We start from the raw sequence: 26,832 nt of genomic DNA on the forward strand, positions 1-26,832 counted from the left end.
AAGTTACGCCTCCTTAAATGAATTCGTCCGTGTATAGGCAATTAAACTGAAGACTGCGGAGAGAATGAAGATTAAAATACCAATCACAGAGGCTAAATTGTAATCCATTGTATCGACAGTCAATTTATATAACCAGGTAACTAAAAGGTCAGTTGAGCCTGCACCGTAGAAGTTAGAATTGGCTGGCCCACCACCTGTTAATAGATAAATGACATTGAAGTTATTGATGTTGCCAATAAACTGTTGAATCAGCGCCGGGGTCATCACAAATAGAATTTGTGGAAATGTAATACTTTTAAAAATTTGCCATTTATTGGCGCCGTCAATTCTAGCGGCTTCGATTTGATCTTCAGGAAGATTTTGGATAATCCCTGTAGAGATTAACATCGTAGCAGGAATACCAATCCACATATTGACAACAATAATGGTTAATTTTGCCCAATTCGGATCTGTTAAGAAGGGGATAGAAGAATCGATTAAGCCCCAATTTAACAACAGAGCATTGATAGGTCCAGAACCATTTAAGAGGTTTCGCATAATTAAAAGTGAAACAAACGGAGGTACGGCCATCGTGATAACAAAAATAGTCCGCCAAAATGCTTTATATTTTAAGCCTTTTGTATTGATAAGCAAGGCTAAAATGATTCCAAAAAAGAAACAAGTTGCGGTTGCGAAAACAGCCCAAATCAAGGTCCAGCCAAGTACTGGAAAGAACGTTGAAGCCATATCACCTGTGATTACATTACCTAGATTTGCCAATCCAACCCAAGTAAAAAGGTTTTTCGGTGGCAAATGGTTATGGTCGTAGTTGGTAAAGGCAATTGAAATCATATATAACAACGGCAAGATGGTAAAGAAAAGAACGCCTAGTAAGGGAATCGTCATTAAAGTTGCATGGAAACGTTCGTTTAACAAGCTACGTAAATCATCCATAGTTGTTGGAATTTTTTTGCCGGCTGTCTTTAATTCATATAGGTGACGGGCGCTTTTTAAATTGATTACATATAAAATGATTAGCGATAAACAGACTAAAATTGCTGCAATTCCGAATAATAATAAGAGCATTGAATTATCGCCTTCTTTTAGAACTTCAATCCCTAAAGAATCATCATATACTAATCCTTGCTGTTGGGTCCCTAGTGTTCCTAGCATCATTAATGCGTGGAAACCATTACGGATTAACCAATAGATAAAGCCAATTTCAGCTGTTAAAAAGATGATTCCCTTTAACCACTGCTTGTTGGCGAAGTTTGCAGCACCCATAACTAAAAAAGATAGTTTTGTAGCGAAGTCGCCTTTTTTAAAGACCTCTCGAAATGACGTCTGGGCTTTCTTTTTCTTGAACATCTTCGTTCACTCACTTTCTACTTAAATAAAAAAGATAGAGGAAATGGGACAGCAGATTGAAGCTCGTCCCATTTCTTTACTCTTTTTATTCTTTTGCTTCTTTTGATGTGTCTTGGACTAATTTATCTAATTTTGCTTGATAATCCGCAGGTTTGATATTGCCTTTGTACGTATCATTGATCACTGCATCCATCGCAGGCCAGAATGAAACGATTTCTGGGATTTTTGGCATTACCACAGAGTGGGTTGGTTGCGCCATTTCTAAGATAGCTTTTGCAACAGTATCTTGTGTAATTTCTTCGTTTGTTTGTAATTTTTTGTTTGAAGGGACAAAGCCGATTTCTTTGAAGTAAGTCATTTGTGCTTTTTCACTGGTTAAATAGTTTGCTAATGTCATTGCGGCCAATGGTGCTTGTGTTTGTTGATTGACAGCAAAACTACGAACGCCCAAGAAAGCTTTCATTTGTTTTTCTCCATTGCCAAAATCAATGGTTGGGTAGGCAGCGGCCCCCATTTTGTCGCCAAGAGCTTTTTCTACATCGTTTTTAGACCAAGGGCCAGAAAGGAAGGCATCCGTTTTGCCAGAACCTAGATTAGACAATGCTTCTGTATTTGATTGGATCACACCAGGATTATTTTTTTGATCGGCAATCCATTGTAATACCTCAATGCCTTGTTGATTATTAAAGTTGGTACCTTTTGGATCTTCGCCATTTTCACCATATAAGTAATCGCCGTTACTCATAAATAGAGGACCGAAGATATAATTTGCGCCATCTTCGCCAAAATTGGTACCGATTTTGCCTTTTTCAGTTAAAGACTTCCAAGTTTTGATTTCCTCTGGAGAATACGTATCTTTGTTATAATAAAGAACTTGTGACTCTACGGCATAAGGGTAGGCATAGACTTTGTCTTTCCAAGTGACTCCTGCGACTGCCGAGTCGATATTGTTTTCTTTGACTTCTTTTTCATATTTTGTGTTAGGGTAAATCAGACCAGCTTCTGCCATTTGACCAATTTGATCATGTGGCATCATGAAAACATCTGCGGCAGCTTTAGGATCTTTTGCAATGTCTTTTTTAGCATCTGCCGAATTTCCAGCAGTTAAGTTAACTTTAATATCGGGGTTTTCTTTTTCAAAATCGGCGACAACTTTTTTAAAGACGCCCATATATTCAGTATCAACCCATAATTTTACGTCACCAGCTGCTTTATTTGCTGAACCGCTTTCATTTTCAGCTTTCGTTTTTTCTGCGCCACCACAGGCAGTAAGTAAAACCGCGGAAGCACTTAAAAGGATACTGCCCATTAAAATCTTTTTCCAATTCGCTTTCATTTTTGAACCCTCCAAAAATTATTTTTTACAAGTCTTATTATGCAACCGATTGCGGAAATAATCAAGTGTTTTTCATCGAGAAAGTTAAAAAAGTTTTTTTGTTATAAATAACATACTGTTTATTTAAAGTGGTGTATACCACTAATTGAGCATTTTAAATAAAAAAATAAAAAAGGGTATACAAATGCAATCGTTTGCGCTAAAATGTGTTCGAGTATTAGAAAATACACGAAAAGCGACAATTAAAGGAGAGAATTAAATGAACACTGCTGCAATCTACCATCGTCCAGAAAGTGAATTTGCTTATCTTTATACAGAAGAAACAATGCATATTCGTTTGCGTACGGCAAAAGGCGACATTGCCTCTGTCCAATTAGTGCAAGGAGATCCTTATCTTTTAGGGAAAGAAAAGTGGTACCAACAGTCGTTAACCATGGAGAAGTTAGTATCTACGGAGTTATATGATTACTGGTTTATTGCATTAAGTGCAAAATTTAAACGCCTTTCATATGCTTTTACTTTAGTAGGGACGGATGGCTTGACGGCGTTTTATGGCGAACACGGCATTTATCCTTTAGAAGAAAAGTATTTAGCGATGGCGAATAATTATTTTCGGATGCCGTATTTTCATGAAATCGATCGTTTTAAAGCACCTGAATGGGTGAAAGAAACGGTTTGGTATCAAATATTTCCAGAGCGTTTTGCAAATGGTGATCTCGCCAATGATCCTGAAGGGACGTTGCCTTGGGGATCTAAAAGACCAGATCGTCAAGATTTTTTTGGTGGGGATTTGCAAGGGGTGCTAGATCATCTTGATTACATTGAAGATTTAGGTGTTAACGGCTTATATTTTTGCCCAATTTTTGAAGCGTTTTCTAATCACAAATATGATACGATTGATTATTTAAAAATTGACCCAGCTTTTGGTGATGGCGCTACCTTTAAGCGTTTAGTCGAAGAGTGTCATCGACGGGGCATTAAGATTATGTTGGACGCCGTTTTTAATCATATGGGGGACACTTCGCCTCAATGGCAAGATGTGTTAAAAAATGGCCAGGACTCAATTTATGCCGATTGGTTCCACGTAAATGAGTTTCCAGCTAGCTATGAAGAAAGTGCTGATTTTGAAGAAGCAAGCAACATTACCTATGATACTTTTGCATTCACTCCGCATATGCCTAAATTAAATACAGCAAATCCAGAAGTGCAAGCCTATCTTTTAGAAATTGCTCGTTATTGGATTGAGGAATATGATATTGATGCCTGGCGTTTAGATGTGGCAAACGAAGTGGATCATGCGTTCTGGAAAAAATTCCGGCAAACATGTGATGACGCAAAAGAAGATTTTTATATTTTAGGAGAAATTTGGCACTCGTCGCAAAGCTGGCTCCAAGGAGACGAATTTCATGCAGTGATGAATTATGCATACACAGATGCGATTATGGGCTACTTTGTCAAGCAAGAACTGTCCTTGGAAAAGATGCTTTCTGAAATGAACAACCAGTTAATGCTCTATCGACAACAAACGAATCAAATGCAGTTTAATGTTTTAGATTCCCACGATACACCACGCTTATTGCATGAAACGAAAGAGGATAAAGAGCTGATGCGCCAAGTGTTAGCGTTTACGTATATTCAACCAGGCGTCCCTTGTCTTTACTATGGTGATGAAATTGGTATGACAGGTGATATGGATCCTGATTGTCGTCGTTGTATGGTTTGGGAGGAAAATCAGCAAGATTTGGATTTGAAGGGATTTGTAAAATCATTGATTGCCCTTCGCAAAAAGTATGCAGCTGTTTTTTCTGGTGGAACAATCGATTGGACAGGCACTTCTTTTGAAACGGGGTTGATTAGACTCGCTTGTCGTTTGGAGGAACAGACGATCTATGGGATTTTTAATACTGGCCAAGAGACACAATTTGTCGATAGAACTGATCGAGAAGTTTTGCTAAGTTCTTCTATCGAAATTGCTTCAGAACAGATAATGGTTTTACCAAAAGGTTTTCTTTTATATGAAGCATAATAATTAAGAAAAGGAATGTGAAGAAGAATGGAAAAACATTGGTGGCAAGAAGTCGTGGTTTATCAGATTTATCCTCGCAGTTTTAAGGATAGCAATGGAGATGGCATTGGAGATTTACCAGGAATTATTGAAAAATTGGATTATTTGGAAACGTTAGGCATTGGGGCTATTTGGTTATCGCCAGTTTATCAATCACCCAATGATGACAATGGTTATGACATTTCTGATTATGAAGCGATTATGACAGAGTTTGGGACGATGGCGGATATGGACCGTCTAATTGAGGAAGCGAAAAAGCGAAAGATTGAAATTATTATGGACTTAGTGGTTAACCATACGTCAGATGAGCATCGTTGGTTTATTGAAGCGAAAAAAAGCAAGGAGAACCCCTACCGAGACTATTATGTATGGGCTGATCCTGCTTCAGAAGGCGGTGTGCCTAACCGATTGAAATCTGCCTTTTCGGGTTCGGCGTGGACGTTTGACGAAGCGAGTGGGCAATACTATTTGCATTTGTTTAGTAAAAAACAACCAGATTTAAATTGGGAAAACCAACAAATGCGTCAGTCGGTTTACGAGATGATGAATTTTTGGATTGATAAAGGAATTGGCGGTTTCCGTTTAGATGTAATTGACTTAGTGGGTAAAATTCCAGGAGAAGAGATCACCGCGAATGGCCCTCATTTACATCGTTATTTACAAGAAATGAACGCCGCGACATTTGGTGGCAAAGAGCTGTTAACTGTAGGTGAAACATGGGGGGCCACACCTGAGATTGCAAAAATGTACTCTAGTCCAGAGCGTCATGAATTATCCATGATTTTTCAGTTTGAACATATGAGCTTGGATCAACAACCAGGTAAAGAAAAATGGGACCTTCAGCCAATGGAAGTTGCCAAGTTGAAACAGGTTTTTGCAAAATGGCAAACAGAATTAGGAAATGATGGCTGGAATTCTTTATTTTGGAATAACCATGATTTACCGAGAATGATTTCACGTTGGGGAAATGATCAGGAATATTGGTTGGAAAGTAGTAAGTTATTCGCTATTTTACTGCACATGATGAAAGGCACACCTTATATTTATCAAGGGGAAGAAATTGGTATGACCAATACGCCGATTACAGATATTCGTGAAGCACGGGATATCGAAACAATTAACATGTACCATGAGTATTTGGAAAAAGGATATTATAAAGAAGAAATTTTGCTGAAAATTAATACTAAAGGTCGCGACAATGCACGCCGGCCTATGCAGTGGACCGCTGAAAAAAATGCTGGCTTTACGACGGGTACACCTTGGATTGATGTTAATCCCAATTATCAAACGATTAACGTCGCTGCTGCTTTGGCAGATAAAAATTCACTATTCTATACGTACCAAGAAATGATTCGTTTGAGAAAAGAACATCCTTTAATTGTTTGGGGCGACTTTGAATTGCTGGAAACAGTGGACGAAGTGATTAGTTTTTATCGTACCTATGGTGAGGAACGCTGGCTTGTTGTAACAAACTTTTCTGACAAAGTTCAGCCATTTTCTGCAGACGTTCATGTAGAACAAGTAATGATTGAAAATATGCCGACAGATGTCACTGCTTTAGCAGACTATTCGTTAGCGCCTTGGCAAGCCTTTGTTGTGAAAGTGAGTCAATAAGATGGAACAATGGTGGAAAAATGCTGTCGGTTATCAAATTTATCCTCGGAGTTTTAAAGATAGCAACGGGGATGGCATTGGTGATTTGCAGGGAATTATTGAGAAATTACCGTATTTAAAAGAACTAGGGGTCGATTTTTTATGGTTAAATCCGATTTACACTTCGCCAAACGTTGACAATGGTTATGATATTGCGGATTATCAAGGGATTCAGCCAGAATTTGGTACGATGGAAGATTTTCAAGAACTTTTGGACCAAGCGCATCAATTAGGTTTGAAGATTATTCTTGATTTAGTGGTCAATCATACAAGTGATCAACATCCGTGGTTTGTTGAAGCAAAAAAAAGTTTAGATAATCCGTATCGTGAGTATTATTTATGGGCCGATGCGACACCAGATCGTATGCCGAATGAATGGCAAAGCTTTTTTGGTGGCTCGACTTGGACGTATGACGCGGGTACAAAACAAGCATATTTTCATGTGTTTGCAAAAGAGCAACCTGATTTGAACTGGGAAAATCCTAAAGTTCGTGAAGAGATTTATGCGATGATTCGCTGGTGGTTAGATTTGGGAATTGATGGTTTCCGATTGGATGCGATTAGTCATATCCAAAAAGAACCTTGGGATTTTAAAATTACCACGAATCCGTGGGCTCCATTTATGAATGTAAAAGGCATTGAAGACTATATGCTGGATTTGAAAGCTATTTTTGCTGAGTATGACATCATGACAGTGGGGGAAGCTAGTGGCGTTTCAAGTAAAAAAGCGGTGGAATGGACCAATGATGCGGGCTATCTGAATATGATTTTTGAATTAGAGCACAATGTTCGAGAAGGAAAGCCAGGAGAAGAACGGTTAAATATTTTAGGCTATAAAAAAGTAATGGCTCGCTGGCAAAAGCATTTAGGGACAGAAGGCTGGAATGCATTATATGTAGAAAATCATGATAATCCCAGAATCAATTCAATTTTAGGCAATGAAACCTCTCATTCTGCTAAGGCGATTGGAACAATCGCCTTGCTCTTGCGAGGAACGCCGTTTATTTATCAAGGACAGGAAATCGGCATGGTTAATTATCCGTTTCAACAGATTGACGAGTTAGATGCTAAAGATTCTCATAACCATTATCGTTTGCTTATAGAAAGTGGCTACGATGCGAAACAAGCATTGAAAGAAGTGGCGCATTGGACGCGGGACCATTCGCGTACGCCTATGCAGTGGACGAGTCAAGAGGCAAGTTCATTCACCTCGGGGCATCCGTGGTTAGCAATTCATCCCAATTTCAAAGAAATAAATGTGGCTGACCAAGAAACGGATGCACAATCCGTGTTGAATTATTATAAAAAGTTAATTGCGTTGCGGAAAGAAAATCCAGTCTTTACAGATGGACAGTTTGAACTATTAGCGCCCAATCATCCGTCTGTTTTTGCTTTTTTAAGAAAAACAACTGAGGCAACAGCGTTAGTGATTGTCAATTTAAGTGGAGAAAAGTGCCAATTTGACTTGCCGAATAAATTACTAGGCAGAAAGTGGCAACAATTGTTAGGGAATCAAGATTTTACGGTGAAGAAACGGATGCAGTTAGCACCTTATCAGGCAGGCGTCTTCCAATAACTGATTTGTTCTATAACGAGTGCAAGAGGCTTACTTTTAAGTGGGGCTCTTGCACTCGTTTTTAGGAACTTCAACAACCGAGAGACTTCATAAATAATTGAATTTTTACAGAAATGCGTTATACTTACTTTGGGTAAGTTATTTAATTTTTATGAAAGTAGGGGGAAATGATGCCGAAAACACGTGTAGAAGCATTTACAGATGCAGTCATTGCGATTATTTTAACGTTATTAATTTTAGAATTAAAAATTCCTGAAAAAGCAGATTGGTCTGCTCTGACTCAATCTGGACACAAAATCATTATTTATTTAATTAGTTTTGTTACTTTATTAATTTACTGGAACAATCATCATCATTTATTTCAAAGTGTCCGTAAAATTGATGGACGTGTCCTTTGGATGAATAATTTTCTAATTTTGACGTTGACGTTTTTCCCGTTTGTTACTGGTTGGGTAGGTGAACATCCGTTTTCTTGGCCGCCACAAGCTTTGTATGGCTTAGTAGTATTAGGAGCTGATGTTGCTTATTATCTAGTGGTGCGGGCATTGATTCAGGCAAATGGGCCCAAATCCGAAGTACAACGTTTGTTTGGCCACTATCCAAAATTAACGCTTTCGATTGTGTTGAATATTATTGCGTTGATTGTAGGCAAACTGGTAGCGCCAATCGCTGTCCTGATTATTGATACGATTGTTTTAGTCATGTGGTTTGTTCCTGAACGAAAAGCAGAAACAAAGGAAATTTTAAAGTAGTCATTTTTTATTTATAACAAAAAAGTCATAAATCTTTTGACAAGAATGTCAAACTCCTCTATTATAAGAAGTGGATAAAAACTGAATAATTGTTAGGTGAGGCTCCTATTTGGACAAATGCTGCTGCCGCGAAAGGATCGAGAGACCCTTAGTTGGTTGAACAGGAATAATCGTGAAGGTTATTCATAATGTAGCTGATACATGTTATCTACGCCCTATAGTGCTAAAGCTCAACGATAGAGAATCTTATTTAAAGATGGTATTTTGGGACGTACTCTATTGTTGAGTAGGTCCTTTTTTGTGTGTTTGGCAAAAAAGCAATTATTCACTGGAAGTATAAATAAGAAAAAGAAAGGATGACTGTCATGGAAGACCCTGGAAGTGAACAGAGAAACAAAATACAGTCACCGATGAAAGGAGAAGATTTTAGCACTCTTTTCGGCAGGTGACCACAACCTTGGAGGAAAAGAAAATGATGAACAAAAAAACAATGGATATGAGAAAAGCCACCAAAGATCAAGAATTACGTAAATTGGCGTTGCTTTCTGAACGGGAATTAATGATGGAATTACGGACATCTGAAAAAGGACTCTCGAATGAAGATGCTGAAAAAAGATTAGAGGAATTTGGACCAAACGAAGTTTCTGCACAAAAGCCAACCCCAGCAATTATTTTATTTTTAAGTGCATTCAAAGATCCATTTGTTTATGTCTTAGCCTTATTGATGGTCGTTTCAACTTTAACGAAAGATTTCGAAGCCGCTATCGTGATGGGCGTGATGATTTTAGCCAGTGTCTTGATTGCTTTTATACAAGAGTATCGTTCTCAAAAAGCGAGTTTGGATTTAAAAGAATTAATTGAAAACACCGCTGCAGTGACACGGGAAGGAATTACGAAAGAAATTCCAATGGACGAAATTGTTCCAGGAGACATTGTAACTTTAGCTACAGGAGACATGATTCCTGCAGATGCCGTGTTGATTTGGACCAAAGATTTATTCGTTAATCAATCGTCGCTAACAGGCGAATCCATGCCTGTCGAAAAATTTGTGGATGCAGGTGTGGATCGTCAACAAACAGAGGTTTCTGCATTAGATATGCAAGACCTAGTGTTTATGGGTACAGATGTCTTGAGTGGACAAGGAAAAGCGATTATTTTAAAAACTGGGCAACATACATTTTTTGGTGATATTGCTAAAAATGCTACAACACAACGAGGAAAAACTAGTTTTGACTTAGGCTTAGCAAAAGTCAGTAAGTTTTTATTACGAATGGTAATGATTTTGTTTCCAATCGTTTTCTTGATTAATGGTTTAACTAAAGGTGCTTGGGGCGAAGCGTTTTTCTTCGCGATTGCCGTTGCAGTTGGTTTGACACCAGAAATGTTGCCAATGATTGTTACGAGTAACCTAGCCAAAGGTGCATTATCCTTATCGAAACATAAAGTCATTGTTAAAGAATTAGCGGCTATCCAAAATTTGGGTGGTATGGATGTGCTCTGTACAGATAAGACTGGAACGATTACCGAAGATCGTGTAGTTTTGGTTCAACATTTGAATCCATTAGGTGATTTGAGTGACGAGGTTCTAAATTTAGCCTACTTAAATTCTTCTTATCAAACAGGTTGGAAAAATTTAATGGACATTGCCGTTATTAATTTTTATGAAGAGCATCGATGGAAAACGCCGTTTAAAAATGTCACTAAAATTGATGAAATTCCTTTTGATTTTTCCAGACGCCGCTTAACGGTTGTCGTGAATGCAGATGATCATCAATTGATGATTACGAAAGGCGCCGTGGAAGAAATGGAAGAAGTGTGCACGCATGCGCAAATTAATGGCGAAATTGTACCATTAAGCACTGCTGTACGAGAAGAACTACGCCGAGTGAATGTTCAAATGAACAAACAAGGGATGCGTGTGTTAGCGGTAGCTGTAAAAAAAGATGTCCATAAAGAAGCAGTTTATTCAGTTGAAGATGAAAAAGAGATGACATTGATTGGGTTTATGGGTTTTCTTGATCCAGCAAAAGAGTCAGCCGTCAGCGCTATCCGCTCCTTACATGAACATGGTGTCAACGTGAAAGTGCTAACGGGCGATAATGACATTGTCGCCAAAAAAGTCTGTAAAGATGTAGGCATTGAAGTTTCCCATGTGTTATTAGGTTCTCAAATTGAAGCAATGACAGATGAAGAGTTGCGGGCGCAAGTAGAAGAAACTAATTTATTTGCCAAATTAAATCCGATGCAAAAATCTAAAATTATTGAATTGCTACAAGCAAAAGGTCATACGGTTGGTTTTATGGGGGATGGCATTAATGATGCACCGGCATTGCGAAAAGCTGATGTGGGTATTTCAGTAGATACTGCAGCTGATATTACTAAAGATGCTAGCTCGATTATTTTACTGGAAAAAAGTTTAAATGTACTGGAATCTGGTGTGATTGAAGGACGAAAAGTATTTAGCAATATGATGAAATATATTAAAATTACCATCAGTTCTAATTTTGGGAATGTCTTTTCAATTTTAGTAGCCAGTGCCTTTTTACCATTTCTACCAATGCTTTCCTTACAACTCTTGATTCAAAATTTGATTTATGATGTGGCTCAGTTGACAATTCCTTGGGATAATGTCGATGAAGAAGAGTTATTAAGCCCTGTTCGGTGGGAAACGAACGGACTAGCGAAATTTACGGTATGTATTGGCCCGGTAAGTAGTATTTTCGATATTCTAACGTATCTTGTCATGTGGTTTGTGTTTAGTGCCAATAGTTTGGCCACTCAACATTTATTCCAAACAGGTTGGTTTATGGTGGGACTTGTTAGTCAAACGTTAGTTGTTCATATGGTCCGGACGCGGAAAATACCATTCATTCAAAGTCGTGCGTCAATGCCTGTGATGTTAAGTAGTTTAGGCGCAATTTTACTCGGTTTCTTGATTGTAGCAACGCCTATAAGAGAGGTTTTTGACTTTGTGAAACTTCCGGCTAACTACTGGCCATGGTTCTTTGGAATCATCATTGCGTACATGTTAACTGTTGAAGTAGCTAAACGTTTATATATTAAAATTACCAAGGAATGGATTTAGTAAAATCTACTGAAAGAGAAAAGAATTTGCTAAGCTGTATTACTCGTTTTGCGAAAATTTGGTGATTTTAAGCAATGAATGTTCGTGATAAAACCTAAGGTAAAGTATTTGGCAAAAAAACGAGCCAAAAAAAATAAAAATTAACGAAAAAAACTTTGTTCTCTAAAAAATAAAAAACCGCATGCTGAGTAGGTTACTCGGCTGACGGTTTTTATTTTTTTGGTTTTTTCAAGATAATTTTCATGAAAACGCAAAGTTCGGAAATCAGATTACTAGCCAGTTCGGGGATAAGGGGGCTCAAATTAATAGAACTGTTATATAATATTTTCAAAATAGAATATAACAGTTAGGGGAAAAATAGTACAGAAGAAGTGTGGAACAGAAACCGTTTTCTTGTTTGTGAAAATTATCACTAAACCGCAAAAACATGCGGTTTTGCTCTTTTGTGAAAAAATGAAGAAATTAGAGTTTTTTTCTTGCGCTTTTTCGAATTTAGTGATAATTTGTTAAGTGTAGTCGATAAAAAGTAATACAGTTTCGCACTCTGTTTTACTTTTATCGAAATTAAAGAAACGTAATAGAGAGGATTGTGTGACAAAATGGCAAAGGCTAAGAAACAAAAACCTATTGACTTTAAAGAGCTAATGGCTAAAGTCGACGCTGATTTCCCAACTTTCCAAATCTTGGATCAAGATGGAAAAATTGTGAATGAAGATTTAGTACCTGATTTATCGGATGAGGAATTAGTTGAATTAATGACACGCATGGTTTGGTCTCGTGTGTTAGACCAACGTTCTACTGCATTAAACCGTCAAGGACGCTTAGGATTCTTCGCGCCAACAGCTGGACAAGAAGCAAGCCAATTGGCAAGTCAATTTGCAATGGAAAAAGAAGACTACTTACTACCAGGTTACCGTGATGTACCTCAACTAGTACAACATGGTTTACCATTAAGAGAAGCTTTCTTATGGTCTCGTGGTCACGTAGCAGGGAACTACTACGCGGAAGATTTAAATGCATTACCACCACAAATTATCATTGGTGCTCAATACATCCAAGCAGCTGGTGTTGCTTTAGGATTGAAAAAACGTGGAAAGGAAAATGTTGTATTCACTTATACTGGTGACGGCGGTTCTTCACAAGGGGACTTCTATGAAGCAATTAACTTTGCTGGTGCTTACCAAGCAAACGGTGTCTTCATTATCCAAAACAATGGTTTTGCGATTTCTACACCTCGTGAAAAACAAACAGCGGCTAAAACTTTAGCTCAAAAAGCTGTTGCAGCAGGAATTCCTGGTATTCAAGTTGATGGTATGGATCCATTAGCAGTTTACGCAATTGCAAAAGAAGCACGCGATTGGTCAGCTGCAGGAAACGGTCCAGTTTTAATTGAAACATTAACCTATCGTTATGGTCCACATACTTTATCTGGAGACGATCCAACACGTTACCGTTCAAAAGAAATGGATGACGAATGGGTACAAAAAGATCCATTGACTCGTTTCCGTAAATATCTAACAGATAAAGGCTTATGGTCTGAAGCAAAAGAAGAAGAAATTATTGAAAAAACAAAAGAAGAAATCAAAGTAGCGATTGCAGAAGCGGATAAAGCGCCAAAACAAAAAGTTTCTGATTTCTTGAAAAATATGTTTGAAGTTCAACCTCAAACAATTAAAGAACAAATTGCATTTTATGAAGCGAAGGAGTCGAAATAAAAATGGCACAAAAAACTATGATCCAAGCAATTACAGATGCCTTAGCTCTTGAATTAGAGAAAGACGAAAATGTCTTAATCTTCGGTGAAGACGTTGGTAACAACGGTGGGGTTTTCCGTGCAACTGAAGGTTTACAAGAAAAATTTGGTGAAGACCGCGTCTTCGATACACCTTTAGCTGAATCTGGTATCGGTGGATTGGCTTTCGGTCTTGCCTTGCAAGGTTACCGTCCAGTTCCTGAAATCCAATTCTTTGGTTTCGTTTTTGAAGTATTTGACGAAATCGTTGGTCAAATGGCTCGTACGCGTTACCGTATGGGTGGAACTCGTAATATGCCAATTACTGTTCGTGCCCCATTTGGTGGTGGTGTTCATACACCAGAACTTCACTCAGATAACTTAGAAGGATTAATCGCACAATCACCAGGTGTTCGTGTTGTTATTCCATCAAACCCTTACGATGCAAAAGGACTATTAATTTCATCTATTCGTAGCAACGATCCAGTTGTCTACTTAGAGCACATGAAATTATACCGTTCATTCCGTGAGGAAGTGCCAGACGAAGCTTATGAAGTGCCTTTAGATAAAGCGGCTGTAACTCGTGAAGGAACAGACGTATCAATCATCACTTACGGCGCTATGGTTCGTGAAGCGATTAAAGCAGCTGATAGCTTAGCGAAAGACAATATTTCAGCAGAAATCATTGACTTACGTACAGTGGCTCCTTTAGATGTGGAAACAATTATTAACTCTGTTGAAAAAACTGGCCGTGTGGTTGTCGTTCAAGAAGCACAAAAACAAGCTGGCGTTGGCGCTATGGTTGTTTCTGAAATTTCTGAACGTGCCGTATTATCATTAGAAGCACCAATCGGACGTGTATCTGCTCCAGATACAATCTTCCCATTCGGACAAGCAGAAAATATCTGGTTACCAAATGCGAAAGATATCGAAGCAAAAGCTAGAGAAATCGTCGAATTTTAATAGTTATTCGAAGTAGATAAACGAAGAATTAAACAGGTGGAATACGGCTATAGGCATGAAATGTTCAGCTACTATAGTCGTTTCCCCGCGTTTTGCTCCTAAGAAAATAGACAGATCCAACGAAGAAGGGAAGACTTAAAAAATGGCTTATCAGTTTAAATTACCGGATATCGGTGAAGGGATTGCCGAAGGCGAAATCGTTAAATGGTTTGTAAAACCTGGCGATACAATCAACGAAGACGATACGTTATTAGAAGTACAAAATGACAAATCAGTGGAAGAAATTCCATCACCAGTAACAGGTACTGTAAAAAATATCGTTGTACCAGAAGGAACAGTTGCAAACGTTGGTGACGTGTTAATCGAAATCGACGCACCTGGTCACGAAGATAACGATGCAGCACCAGCAGCTCCTGCACAAGAACAAACACCAGCACAACCTGCTGCTGTACCAACAACCGAAGCAGCTGGCGGATTTTTCCAATTCAAATTACCAGACATCGGTGAAGGAATTGCCGAAGGCGAAATCGTTAAATGGTTCGTTAAAGCGGGCGACACAATTAATGAAGATGATTCATTATTAGAAGTACAAAATGACAAATCAGTAGAAGAAATTCCATCACCAGTAACAGGTACTGTAAAAAATATCGTTGTACCAGAAGGAACAGTTGCCAATGTGGGCGACGTGTTAGTTGAAATTGACGCACCTGGTCATAATTCATCAGCACCGGCAGCCGCAGCACCAGCTACTGACGCTCCTAAAGCTGAAGCATCAGCTCCAGCCGCTTCAACAGGCGTAGTTGCAGCCGCTGATCCAAACAAACGCGTTTTAGCAATGCCATCTGTTCGTCAGTATGCGCGTGAAAAAGACGTTGATATTACACAAGTAACTGCAACTGGTAAAGGTGGCCGTGTCATTAAAGCGGATATTGATGCCTTTGTTTCTGGTGGCTCTCAAGCAGCACCAGCTACTGAAGCTGCCGCAACAGAAGCAGCACCTAAAGCGGAAGCAGCTGCACCTAAAGCAGCGCCAAAAGCCTTTACTTCTGATTTAGGCGAAATGGAAACACGTGAGAAAATGACACCAACACGTAAAGCAATTGCTAAAGCAATGGTTAACAGCAAACACACTGCTCCTCACGTAACATTACATGATGAAGTAGAAGTTTCTAAATTATGGGATCACCGTAAGAAATTTAAAGATGTTGCTGCTGCAAATGGTACAAAATTAACATTCTTACCATACGTTGTAAAAGCATTGACTTCAACTGTTCAAAAATTCCCAATCTTGAATGCATCAATCGATGACGCAGCACAAGAAATTGTTTACAAAAATTACTTTAACATTGGTATCGCTACTGATACAGATCATGGCTTATATGTACCAAATGTTAAAAATGCTAATACGAAGAGCATGTTTGCTATCGCTGATGAAATCAACGAAAAAGCAGCATTGGCTATCGAAGGTAAATTAACTGCACAAGATATGCGTGATGGTACAATCACAATTAGTAACATTGGTTCAGTCGGTGGCGGCTGGTTTACACCAGTAATCAACTACCCTGAAGTTGCTATTTTAGGCGTTGGTACAATTGCACAAGAACCAGTTGTTAATGCAGACGGCGAAATCGTTGTGGGACGCATGATGAAATTATCATTAAGCTTTGACCACCGTATCGTTGACGGCGCAACTGCTCAAAAAGCAATGAACAACATTAAACGCTTATTAGCTGATCCAGAATTACTATTAATGGAAGGATGATTAACAAATGGTAGTAGGAGATTTCGCCATTGAACTAGATACAGTCGTAATCGGAGCTGGACCTGGAGGATACGTTGCTGCAATTCGTGCCGCAGAAATGGGTCAAAAAGTTGCGATTATCGAACGTGAATACATCGGAGGCGTTTGTTTAAACGTTGGATGTATTCCTTCAAAAGCTTTAATTGCTGCTGGACATCATTACCAAGAAGCACAAGATTCTTCAACTTTTGGTGTAACAGCTAAAGGAGTCGAATTAGACTTTGCAAAAACACAAGACTGGAAAGATAACACAGTTGTTAAATCATTAACAGGCGGCGTTGGCATGTTATTGAAAAAACACAAAGTAGAAATTATTGAAGGCGAAGCATTCTTCGTTGACGAAAATACATTGCGTGTTATTCACCCAGACTCAGCACAAACTTACTCATTCAATAATGCTATTGTAGCAACAGGTTCTCGTCCAATTGAAATCCCAGGATTCAAATTTGGCGGACGCGTGTTAGATTCTACAGGCGGTTTAAACTTAAAAGAAGTTCCTAAAAAATTCGTTATTATCGGTGGCGGTGTCATCGGTGCTGAATTAGGTGGCGCTTATGCTAACTTAGGTTCAGAAGTAACAATTTTAGAAGGTAGCCCATCAATTTTACCAACTTATGAAAAAGATATGGTTAAAGTTGTCACAGACGACTTCAAGAAGAAAAACGTAACAATCGTGACTTCTGCAATGGCTAAAGAAGCTGTTGACAATGGCGATAGCGTCACTGTTAAATATGAAGTTAACGGAAAAGAAGAAAGTGTTGAAGCAGATTACGTAATGGTCACTGTTGGACGTCGTCCAAACACAGACGACTTAGGCTTAGAACAAGCGGGCGTTGAAATTGGCGAACGTGGTTTAATCCCAGTTGACAACCAAGGACGTACTAACGTGAAAAACATCTTCGCAATCGGCGACATCGTACCAGGTGCTGCGTTAGCGCATAAAGCAAGCTACGAAGCAAAAATTGCTGCTGAAGCAATTTCTGGTAAGAAAGTTGCAGTTGATTACAAAGCAATGCCAGCTGTTGCCTTTACTGATCCAGAATTGGCAAGCGTTGGTATGACTGTTGCAGAAGCAAAAGAAGCGGGAATCGAAGCAAAAGGCTACAAATTCCCATTTGCTGGTAACGGCCGTGCAATCTCTTTAGATAAAACTGAAGGATTCATGCGTTTAGTTACAACTGTAGAAGACAATGTCATCATCGGTGCACAAATTGCCGGTGTCGGTGCAAGTGACATGATTTCTGAATTAGCTTTAGCTATTGAATCTGGCATGAATGCAGAAGACATTGCTTTAACAATCCACCCACACCCATCATTGGGCGAAATTACTATGGATACAGCTGAATTGGCTTTAGGTTTACCAATTCATATTTAATAGTATCACTTTGTCGCACGACAGATATAATGCGCCTTTTGCACTTGTTGCATTAGCCACAGCAAGAGCAAAAGGTGTAAAAAAACAACGACTTCTCGGAGTCGTTGTTTTTTTTATGCTCTGTTCTTTCTTTTACGGTATTTAAGAGGTGTTTCACCCGTTTCTTGTTTAAAGATCCGGACAAAATAGCTATCTTCAACAAACCCTAAATCTTCACTGATTTGGGCGATCGTTTTATCTGTCTCCAAAAGAAGCTGTTTAGCCCATGTGATTTTTAATTGTCGATAAAATTGACTAAAGGGAATACCAAACTCCTCTTTTAATAAACGACTTAAATACGTCGGTGTCAAATGAACAAGGTCTGCCAGTTCTTGTAAATTTAAACGCAGCGATTTGTTTTCCCAAAGGGCATCTAAAACCGGTTGTAATTGCTTATTTTTAGTTTGATAGGCACTTGAAGGAGTTAATTGAGCAGTTAATAAAGTTTGTTGAATATCTTTTTGGATCATATTCAATGGCTCCAGCTCTTCTTTTAGCGAACTAATCTGTAAGGATTGTTTGTACGTATTGATTAAATAATCTTTTTTGATGGCTTCAGAAATAATATATTGGCTTAGATCAGCGATTAATGTCGCGCTCTTTTCTAAGTCTGCTAGTTCTAAAACAGGGTATTGTTGATACAGCTCTTGGTGTGTTACTAAAAATTCTTGAATGAAGGCATCATTCATGGTTAAAACCTGTTCTAACTCTTCTTGGTGATCTTCGAGCAAAACTTCACCAGCCATAATGGCTCCTACATACTGGTCATCAACAATAATGGGGATGGCCATATCAACGATGTTAAAGTGACAACGGTAGATAAAAGGCTGACCAGTGCGAACAGCTTCCAAGCCACCACGAGCATCACATTTTTCACAAAGTTTCGAGAGCTCAGGGGAGTGACGTACCAGTTGGCAAAAGGGTTGAACTTGACTATGTTTCGTCACAGGACGACCTTTATAATCGACTAAAATAATGGCTAAACGAGTGCTTAAGGCCAATGATTCTTGCAATTTTTCCCACTTTTCTAAATCTAAAATATTTTTTAATTCTACAGTCATAAGGCAATCCTTCAATCTAAAGTTTAAAAATCATAATATTTTATTATTTCACAAAATAATTCTATCATTTTTTGCAAGAAAACGATACCAAAAGTTCAATGCTTTTTGAATGAAAGCGTTTTATACTATGTATGTAAACAAAATATAGGAGGCTATCAACATGAGAAAAGCATTGATTTTACCAACGAAATATGTTCAAGGGGAAGATGAATTACTAAACTTAGGTTACTTCGTTTCAACTTTTGGAAAAAAAGCGTTACTAATTGCAAATCCTGCTGACGTTGATCGTGTACGTCCACAATTGGAAGAAACAGCGAAAAAGTTTGACATTACCTTCGTAGAGGGTGGCTTTAGTGGAGAAGTAACGCGTGAAGAAACAAAGCGCTTGCAAAACGTTGGACAAAAAGAACAAGCAGACTGTATCATTGGTTTAGGTGGCGGTAAAGCAATCGATGCTTCAAAAGTCGTAGCAGAAGGTGAAAACTTAATTATTGTACCAACGATTGCGGCTCAAGATGCACCAACTTCGCATTCAGCTGTACTATATCATGAAGATGGCTCATTTGATGATTATGCTTACTTTAAACAAAGTCCAAGCGTCGTGATGGTTGATACAAAAGTGGTTGCCAAAGCGCCAACTAGATTTTTAGTTGCTGGAATGGGGGATGCCTTATCCACATATTTTGAAGCACGCGCAACACACAATTCATATTCTCGGGTTAATGCTAGTTTGCCAATGGGTTCAAGAGAAGGCTTAACGCCTGCTGCTAGCGGCACATATGCAGCTTTGGCCATGGCGAAACTTTGCTGGGAAAACCTACAGGAAGATGGGTTAAAAGCGAAATTAGCTTGTGATGCAAATGTGGTTACTGAATCATTGAATAAGATTATCGAAACAAATATCTTACTTTCAGGCTTAGGTTTTGAAAGTGGCGGTTTAGCTGCAGCGCATGCGATTCATAACGGTATGACAGTCTTACCTGGTGCGCACAGTTATTTACATGGTGAAAAAGTAGCCTTTGCAACGATTGCACAACTTGTATTAGAAGATGCAGCAAAAGACGAATTAGAAGCTGTTTTAGACTTTAGCGCTTCTGTAGGTTTACCATTAACGCTTTCAGACATTGGTGTCGATGAAATCACTTATGAAGAAGCGTTGGAAGTAGCCAAAATTGCTTGCATTCCAGAAGAATCAATTCATTCAATGCCATTCCCAATTGTCGTTGAAGAAGTAGCGAATGCAATCATTGTTGCAGATAAAGTCGGACAAGAATATAAAACAAGACATAAATTAGATTAAGGAAGTGTCCACATGAAAGCAGATATTTTACTCGTTTCACATAGCAAAATGATTACAGATGGTATTAAAGAGATGATTGAACAGATGAATGCCAGTGAAGAAATTACGATTCATTCACTTGGTGGCACATCAGATGGTTCATTAGGTTCAGATCCAATGAAAATCATTGACACGATTAACGAAGCGGACTCTGACCGAGAATTTTTAATTTTTGCCGATTTAGGCAGTGCCGTTTTAAGTTCAGAATTAGCTTTTGATATGCTAGAAGAAGACCAACAGAAACATTATCATTTAGTCGATGCACCATTGGTTGAAGGTGCCTTTGCGGCAGCAATTACTGCAGGTGTCTCAGATGATTTGACGCAAATTTTAGCAGAAGCTCAAAATGCTGGTAAGAAAGGGTGGAACTAAATGAAAAAAATTATTAATGAACCTGGTAAAATTGTCGAAGAAATGCTCCAAGGAATTGTGAAAAGCTATGGAAACCTTGTTCATCAAGTCGAAGATTCTCGCGTGATTGCTCGCAACGACTCAAACAAACAAGTTGGGTTAGTATCTGGTGGCGGAAGTGGTCATGAGCCTGCACATGCTGGGTTTGTTGGTGATGGAATGTTAAATGCCGCAGTTTTAGGTGATGTCTTTACTTCACCAACACCAGATCAAATTTTAACAGGGATCCAAGCGGCAGACCAAGGGGCCGGTGTTCTGTTAATCGTAAAAAATTATACAGGCGATATTTTGAACTTTGAAATGGCCAAAGATATGGCTGATATGGAAGACATTCATGTAGAAATGGTCGTTGTCGATGACGATATTGCTGTCGAAGATAGCACCTATACCGCTGGAAAACGAGGCGTTGCCGGGACTGTTCTTGTCCATAAAATTTTAGGACATCATGCCCGCCAAGGTGCTTCTTTAGAAGAACTCGTTTCTTTAGGAGAAAAGATTGTAGCAGCCACGAAAACAATTGGAGTGGCTTTAAAAGCAGCCACTGTGCCTGAAGTTGGCAAACCAGGTTTTACTTTACCAGAAGATGAAATTGAATTTGGCGTAGGGATTCACGGAGAACCAGGCTATCGTCGTGAAAAAATCCAACCATCGAAAGAGTTAGCGAAAGAATTAGTTGAAAAAACATTAAGTAGCTATGAACAACAACCACAAACAGTTGGGATACTTGTCAATGGCATGGGCGGCACGCCATTAATGGAACAATTTGTATTTATGAACGACGTGCTAACATTATTAGAAGATAAAGGTGTTCAAGTGACCTTCCATAAAGTGGGTAACTATATGACGTCTATTGACATGCAAGGATTATCTTTAACGATGATTGACTTGGCGACAAAAGACTGGCAAACAGCGCTAGAAAGCAATGTAACAACAATTTCTTGGTAAGGGTGATAAAAGATGGAATTAACAGTAAAAGACATTCAAACATGGTTAGACAATTATTCAAAAGTTATTGAAGAAAAAAAAGACTATTTAAGTGAATTAGACACGCCGATTGGTGATGGGGATCACGGTAACAACATGGCTCGTGGTATGGCTGAATACAAAATTGCGTTTGACAAAAAAGTACCAACAACAATCACGGAGACATTTAAAGTCCTATCCATGGCTTTGATTTCAAAAGTTGGCGGAGCTTCTGGTCCTTTATATGGTACTGCGTTTATGAATATGACTAAAGCGACAAAAGATTTGGAAACCATCAGTTCGCCAGAGCAATTAAAAGAAATTGTTCAGCAAGGTCTAGCTGGGATTCAGATGCGCGGCAAAGCTGAACCAGGAGATAAAACGATGGTTGATGTCTGGGCACCTGTTGCTGAAGTAATTGGAACGGAACAATTTAATGAAGAAAAAATTGAACAATTTGCTGAAGCAACAAAAGATTGGGTGGCGAAAAAAGGACGTGCCTCTTATTTAGGGGAACGAGCAATTGGTCATATTGATCCAGGAGCAGCATCTAGTGCATTATTATTTGAAGAACTAGTCAAAGTAATCAATCAATAGCAGTGAAAAAAAGTTTAGCAAGTGCCTCTCTTGAAGCACTTGCTAAACTTTTTTATAAATAATGGTTTCTTTTGTTCATCTATGGGATAATTTAAGTAACAAAAAATAACAAAGATAAACAAATGGGGGATTTAAAGATGAAAAAGCATGTGATTGTGGGATGTTTATTAATCGTTAGCTCAATGTTTGTAAGTGCTTGTGGAAATTCATCAGACGTGACCACGGAAAAAACCAGTGTCACAAAACAAGTCGAAGCTACGGGACAAAGCACATCATCTTCCGTAGACCAAACCAAGTATGATGCCATTATTACAGAAGCTAAAAAGTTAACGGCAGAGGGGCAATATAAAGAATCAGAAGAAAAATTAGCTACGATTCCTGTTAGCGATTTAGGGAAACCTCATTATTCAATCGTTAAAGAAACGGTTGAGAAACTAAATAATCAAAATAATGAAGGTTTAAAAAGACAAGAAGAAGTCGCGGTTGAAAAGCAAACGAAGTCGAGTCCGGCACCAACGGAATCACTTAAACCAATTCCAGATGAATTTGCTAAATGGGCAACCACGTATCTTTTTTATTATCCACGAGGAGATCAAAAGCAAGCGGGGTTAATCATTGAAGCGAATGGAGCGGTCACGCAGACGAATACGAATGGCGAAATTTACACAGGAAAAGCCGAAATAAGTGGAGTTTCGGGCACTATTTTAAGTTATGATACGACTAGTTATCGCCCGACGACCCAACCAGCTACAAAATCGATTACTCCAAATGTTAAAATCACTGTTACTTGGAACAATGGCGGCGGTGTTGATGTTTATTATGGCTACGTTTCTTATTCACAACGTTTAGCTTTGACAGATGGTATCGCCGTGACAGACGGGGTCAAAGAAGTTTGGCTTTCATAAAAAGAGCTAGGCATTCAAGCAAAAACTTGAATGTCTAGCTCTTTTGTTGATTGAATCGGGGGATTTAAATACTTAGTTTCGATAAGAACGAACGGTATTATTAATAGCAGAAATACTATATTTTAATTCATCTTCTAACGTTTGATCAATGTCTGTGTCTAAAGTTTCTGCAAACATGGCTTCATATTCAGCGATAGAAAGTTCTGTCCGATTATCCAGCAGTGCTAAATGAGTTTCTTTTTGTAAATGATTTTGATAACCAGCTACTAATTCGCCAGTGAAAAATTCAGCGACAGCACCAGAACCATAACTGAATAAACCAATTTGATTGCCTGCGGTTAAAGTCGTTGCATTTTCTAAAAGGGAAATGAGTCCCAGATAAAGTGAACCCGTATACAAGTTTCCTACGCGGCGACTATAGATGATGCTTTCTTCATAACGAGCTAAAATTCGTTCCTGTTCTGCTTCAGATTGATCGGAGATTTTTGCTAATAAGGCTTTTTTACCCATTTTTGTGTAAGGAATATGGAACGCTAAAGCATCATAATCTGCAAAATCAAGACCGGTTCTTTTTTTATGTTCATCCCAGACTTGGGCAAAAGATTGGATGTAGGTTTCGTTTGACAAAGGACCATCGACCATAGGATACGGGTGGCCTGTTGGACGCCAAAAGTCATAGATATCTTGCGTCAGCATCACATTATCCTCTTTTAAAGCCAAGATGCGCGGTTCACTAGAAACTAACATTGCAACCGCCCCAGCTCCTTGTGTAGGCTCACCGCCAGAATTTAAGCCATATTTTGCAATATCTGCTGCTACAACCAAAACTTTTTTATCTGGATGTAAGGCGACGTGATTCTTAGCTAACTGTAAGCCTGCTGTTGCTCCGTAACAAGCTTCCTTGATTTCGAAAGAGCGAGCGAAAGGTTGAATCCCCATTAAACGATGTAAGACAACTGCGGCCGCTTTTGACTCATCGATACTGGACTCAGTCCCGACAATCACCATATCAATGGCCTTTTTATCTTCTTTGGTCAAGATCGCTTCTGCGGCATTGGCTGCAAATGTCACAATATCTTGGCTGATTGGGTTCACCGCCATTTGGTCTTGCCCAATACCAATATGAAATTTTCCAGGGTCTACATTTCTGGCTTCAGCCAGTGCCGTCATATCAATATAATAAGGGGGCACAAAAAAACTAATTTTATCAATCCCAATTGTCATTTCTTTAACTCCTTTACGATAAATAGATTCATTATATAAAATAGCACGAAATGAACCAAAATGGGGAATTTTTGTATTAACTTCATAGATTATTAAAAAATATCTTATAAGTCTGTTAACATTCAGTAATTGGCACTTGTGATTCTGGGATTTTATGATATATTTCAAGATGGAGGTGCATTTAGTTGAAAACAGTAGTTATTATTGATGCATTACGAACACCAATTGGAAAATATAAAGGCAGCTTAAGTCAAGTAAGTGCCGTAGACTTAGGAACACATGTTACAACACAACTTTTAAAAAGACATTCCACTATTTCTGAAGAAATTGATCAAGTAATCTTTGGAAATGTTTTACAAGCTGGAAATGGCCAAAATCCCGCACGACAAATAGCAATAAACAGCGGTTTATCTCATGAAATTCCCGCAATGACAGTTAATGAGGTCTGCGGATCAGGAATGAAGGCCGTTATTTTGGCGAAACAATTGATTCAATTAGGAGAAGCGGAAGTTTTAATTGCTGGCGGGATTGAGAATATGTCCCAAGCACCTAAATTACAACGTTTTAATTACGAAACAGAAAGCTATGATGCGCCTTTTTCTAGTATGATGTATGATGGATTAACGGATGCCTTTAGTGGTCAGGCAATGGGCTTAACTGCTGAAAATGTGGCCGAAAAGTATCATGTAACTAGAGAAGAGCAAGATCAATTTTCTGTACATTCACAATTAAAAGCAGCTCAAGCACAAGCAGAAGGGATATTCGCTGACGAAATAGCCCCATTAGAAGTGTCAGGAACGCTTGTGGAGAAAGATGAAGGGATTCGCCCTAATTCGAGCGTTGAGAAGCTAGGAACGCTTAAAACAGTTTTTAAAGAAGACGGTACTGTGACAGCAGGGAATGCATCAACCATTAATGATGGGGCTTCTGCTTTGATTATTGCTTCACAAGAATATGCCGAAGCACACGGTCTTCCTTATTTAGCTATTATTCGAGACAGTGTGGAAGTCGGTATTGATCCAGCCTATATGGGAATTTCGCCGATTAAAGCCATTCAAAAACTGTTAGCGCGGAATCAACTTACTACGGAAGAAATTGATCTGTATGAAATCAACGAAGCATTTGCAGCAACTTCAATCGTGGTCCAAAGAGAACTGGTTTTACCAGAGGAGAAGGTTAACATTTATGGTGGCGGTATTTCATTAGGTCATGCGATTGGTGCCACAGGTGCTCGTTTATTAACGAGTTTAAGTTATCAATTAAATCAAAAAGAAAAGAAATATGGAGTGGCTTCTTTATGTATCGGCGGTGGCTTAGGACTCGCTATGCTACTAGAGAGACCTCAGCAAAAAAAAAACAGCCGATTTTATCAAATGAGTCCTGAGGAACGCCTGGCTTCGCTTCTTAATGAAGGCCAGATTTCTGCTGATACAAAAAAAGAATTTGAAAATACGGCTTTATCTTCGCAGATTGCCAATCATATGATTGAAAATCAAATCAGTGAAACAGAAGTGCCGATGGGCGTTGGCTTACATTTAACAGTGGACGAAACTGATTATTTGGTACCAATGGCGACAGAAGAGCCCTCAGTGATTGCGGCTTTGAGTAATGGTGCAAAAATAGCACAAGGATTTAAAACAGTGAATCAACAACGCTTAATGCGTGGACAAATCGTTTTTTACGATGTTGCAGATCCCGAGTCATTGATTGATAAACTACAAGTAAGAGAAGCGGAAATTTTTCAACAAGCAGAGTTAAGTTATCCATCTATCGTTAAACGGGGCGGCGGCTTAAGAGATTTGCAATATCGTGCTTTTGATGAATCGTTTGTATCTGTCGACTTTTTAGTAGATGTTAAGGATGCAATGGGGGCAAATATCGTTAATGCTATGTTGGAAGGTGTGGCCGAGTTGTTCCGTGAATGGTTTGCGGAGCAAAAGATTTTATTCAGTATTTTAAGTAATTACGCAACGGAGTCGGTTGTTACGATGAAAACGGCTATTCCAGTTTCACGTTTAAGTAAGGGGAGCAATGGCCGGGAAATTGCTGAAAAAATTGTTTTAGCTTCACGCTATGCTTCATTAGATCCTTATCGGGCAGTCACGCATAACAAAGGGATCATGAATGGCATTGAAGCTGTCGTTTTAGCTACAGGAAATGATACACGCGCTGTTAGCGCTTCTTGTCATGCTTTTGCGGTGAAGGAAGGTCGCTACCAAGGCTTGACTAGTTGGACGCTGGATGGCGAACAACTAATTGGTGAAATTTCAGTTCCGCTTGCGTTAGCCACGGTTGGCGGTGCCACAAAAGTCTTACCTAAATCTCAAGCAGCCGCTGATTTGTTAGCAGTGACGGATGCAAAAGAACTAAGTCGAGTAGTAGCGGCTGTTGGTTTGGCACAAAATTTAGCGGCGTTACGGGCCTTAGTCTCTGAAGGAATTCAAAAAGGACACATGGCTCTACAAGCACGTTCTTTAGCGATGACGGTCGGAGCTACTGGTAAAGAAGTTGAGGCAGTCGCTCAACAATTAAAACGTCAAAAAACGATGAACCAAGACCGAGCCATGGCTATTTTAAATGATTTAAGAAAACAATAAAAAAAATAGTT

Annotated in this window: 19 protein-coding genes and 1 riboswitch; of the genes, 15 read left to right on the forward strand and 4 right to left on the reverse strand. The window is 38.9% G+C overall.

Translation table 11 applies throughout. The features are described 5' to 3' along the window. Window positions 1-3 precede the first annotated feature (3 nt). Together IGL36_RS05730 and IGL36_RS05735 are read right to left on the reverse strand one after the other, a co-directional pair. Window positions 4-1,347 carry a carbohydrate ABC transporter permease gene (locus IGL36_RS05730; protein WP_002357775.1) on the reverse strand — a complete coding sequence of 448 codons (1,344 nt, stop codon included), beginning with the start codon at window positions 1,345-1,347 and terminating at the stop codon, window positions 4-6. 85 nt (window positions 1,348-1,432) lie between these two features. Next, window positions 1,433-2,683: an extracellular solute-binding protein gene (locus IGL36_RS05735; protein ID WP_002398235.1), complete on the reverse strand. Its 1,251-nt coding sequence runs from the start codon at window positions 2,681-2,683 to the stop codon at window positions 1,433-1,435. A gap of 259 nt (window positions 2,684-2,942) precedes the next feature. Here IGL36_RS05735 and IGL36_RS05740 point away from each other — a divergent pair, with 259 nt between their 5' ends. The 9 genes from IGL36_RS05740 (at window position 2,943) to lpdA (ending at window position 17,685) form a co-directional block, all read left to right on the forward strand. Then, window positions 2,943-4,709, forward strand: a complete 1,767-nt coding sequence (locus tag IGL36_RS05740) for a glycoside hydrolase family 13 protein (RefSeq protein WP_002398236.1) — start codon at window positions 2,943-2,945, stop codon at window positions 4,707-4,709. Window positions 4,710-4,736: 27 nt separating this feature from the next. Continuing rightward, on the forward strand, window positions 4,737-6,362 hold the full coding sequence (locus IGL36_RS05745) for a glycoside hydrolase family 13 protein (protein ID WP_002398237.1): 1,626 nt from the start codon (window positions 4,737-4,739) through the stop codon (window positions 6,360-6,362). 1 nt (window position 6,363) lies between these two features. After that, window positions 6,364-7,977: a glycoside hydrolase family 13 protein gene (locus IGL36_RS05750; RefSeq protein ID WP_002398238.1), complete on the forward strand. Its 1,614-nt coding sequence runs from the start codon at window positions 6,364-6,366 to the stop codon at window positions 7,975-7,977. A 170-nt stretch (window positions 7,978-8,147) separates the two neighbouring features. Next, window positions 8,148-8,729, forward strand: a complete 582-nt coding sequence (locus tag IGL36_RS05755; protein ID WP_002398239.1) for a TMEM175 family protein — start codon at window positions 8,148-8,150, stop codon at window positions 8,727-8,729. An 81-nt stretch (window positions 8,730-8,810) separates the two neighbouring features. Further along, window positions 8,811-8,978, forward strand: a riboswitch (M-box (ykoK) riboswitch). 223 nt (window positions 8,979-9,201) lie between these two features. Then, entirely contained in the window at window positions 9,202-11,814 is a 2,613-nt protein-coding gene (gene mgtA, locus IGL36_RS05760; RefSeq protein ID WP_010716974.1) for a magnesium-translocating P-type ATPase, read from the forward strand. Between the two features lie 599 nt (window positions 11,815-12,413). Beyond that, on the forward strand, window positions 12,414-13,529 hold the full coding sequence (pdhA, locus tag IGL36_RS05765; protein WP_002357768.1) for a pyruvate dehydrogenase (acetyl-transferring) E1 component subunit alpha: 1,116 nt from the start codon (window positions 12,414-12,416) through the stop codon (window positions 13,527-13,529). A 2-nt stretch (window positions 13,530-13,531) separates the two neighbouring features. After that, window positions 13,532-14,509: an alpha-ketoacid dehydrogenase subunit beta gene (locus IGL36_RS05770; RefSeq protein WP_002357767.1), complete on the forward strand. Its 978-nt coding sequence runs from the start codon at window positions 13,532-13,534 to the stop codon at window positions 14,507-14,509. A 142-nt stretch (window positions 14,510-14,651) separates the two neighbouring features. Beyond that, window positions 14,652-16,271, forward strand: coding sequence for a dihydrolipoyllysine-residue acetyltransferase (locus IGL36_RS05775; protein ID WP_002397244.1), 1,620 nt, complete (start codon window positions 14,652-14,654; stop codon window positions 16,269-16,271). Between the two features lie 7 nt (window positions 16,272-16,278). Beyond that, on the forward strand, window positions 16,279-17,685 hold the full coding sequence (gene lpdA, locus IGL36_RS05780) for a dihydrolipoyl dehydrogenase (protein ID WP_002357765.1): 1,407 nt from the start codon (window positions 16,279-16,281) through the stop codon (window positions 17,683-17,685). A 113-nt stretch (window positions 17,686-17,798) separates the two neighbouring features. Here lpdA and IGL36_RS05785 read toward each other — a convergent pair whose 3' ends face one another. Continuing rightward, window positions 17,799-18,785 (reverse strand): PocR ligand-binding domain-containing protein, encoded by a 987-nt coding sequence (locus tag IGL36_RS05785; RefSeq protein ID WP_002398241.1) that lies wholly within the window; start codon window positions 18,783-18,785, stop codon window positions 17,799-17,801. A gap of 160 nt (window positions 18,786-18,945) precedes the next feature. Between IGL36_RS05785 and IGL36_RS05790 the strand changes: the two genes are divergently transcribed. The 5 genes from IGL36_RS05790 to IGL36_RS05810 all read left to right on the forward strand — a co-directional run bounded on the left by IGL36_RS05790 (window position 18,946) and on the right by IGL36_RS05810 (window position 23,000). Then, window positions 18,946-20,085, forward strand: a complete 1,140-nt coding sequence (locus IGL36_RS05790; protein ID WP_002363858.1) for a glycerol dehydrogenase — start codon at window positions 18,946-18,948, stop codon at window positions 20,083-20,085. 12 nt (window positions 20,086-20,097) lie between these two features. Beyond that, complete coding sequence (gene dhaM / locus IGL36_RS05795; protein ID WP_002357762.1) at window positions 20,098-20,496, forward strand: dihydroxyacetone kinase phosphoryl donor subunit DhaM; 399 nt, start codon at window positions 20,098-20,100, stop codon at window positions 20,494-20,496. Then, window positions 20,497-21,480, forward strand: coding sequence for a dihydroxyacetone kinase subunit DhaK (gene dhaK, locus IGL36_RS05800; RefSeq protein WP_002366604.1), 984 nt, complete (start codon window positions 20,497-20,499; stop codon window positions 21,478-21,480). Between the two features lie 12 nt (window positions 21,481-21,492). Then, the gene (dhaL, locus tag IGL36_RS05805; protein ID WP_002360441.1) at window positions 21,493-22,095 is read left to right on the forward strand and encodes a dihydroxyacetone kinase subunit DhaL; all 603 of its coding nucleotides are present in this window, start codon (window positions 21,493-21,495) and stop codon (window positions 22,093-22,095) included. A gap of 122 nt (window positions 22,096-22,217) precedes the next feature. Further along, a complete protein-coding gene (locus IGL36_RS05810; RefSeq protein ID WP_002398243.1) occupies window positions 22,218-23,000 on the forward strand; it encodes a hypothetical protein in 783 nt (260 codons plus the stop codon). Between the two features lie 72 nt (window positions 23,001-23,072). Here IGL36_RS05810 and IGL36_RS05815 read toward each other — a convergent pair whose 3' ends face one another. Beyond that, the gene (locus IGL36_RS05815) at window positions 23,073-24,224 is read right to left on the reverse strand and encodes a hydroxymethylglutaryl-CoA synthase (protein ID WP_010716976.1); all 1,152 of its coding nucleotides are present in this window, start codon (window positions 24,222-24,224) and stop codon (window positions 23,073-23,075) included. Window positions 24,225-24,409: 185 nt separating this feature from the next. Here IGL36_RS05815 and IGL36_RS05820 point away from each other — a divergent pair, with 185 nt between their 5' ends. Beyond that, window positions 24,410-26,821, forward strand: coding sequence for a hydroxymethylglutaryl-CoA reductase, degradative (locus IGL36_RS05820; RefSeq protein WP_002405185.1), 2,412 nt, complete (start codon window positions 24,410-24,412; stop codon window positions 26,819-26,821). The last annotated feature ends 11 nt before the right edge of the window (window positions 26,822-26,832 follow it).

It is taken from the genome of Enterococcus sp. AZ011 (assembly GCF_050548355.1).
In the GTDB taxonomy this organism is placed as follows: Bacteria; Bacillota; Bacilli; order Lactobacillales; family Enterococcaceae; genus Enterococcus; species Enterococcus faecalis.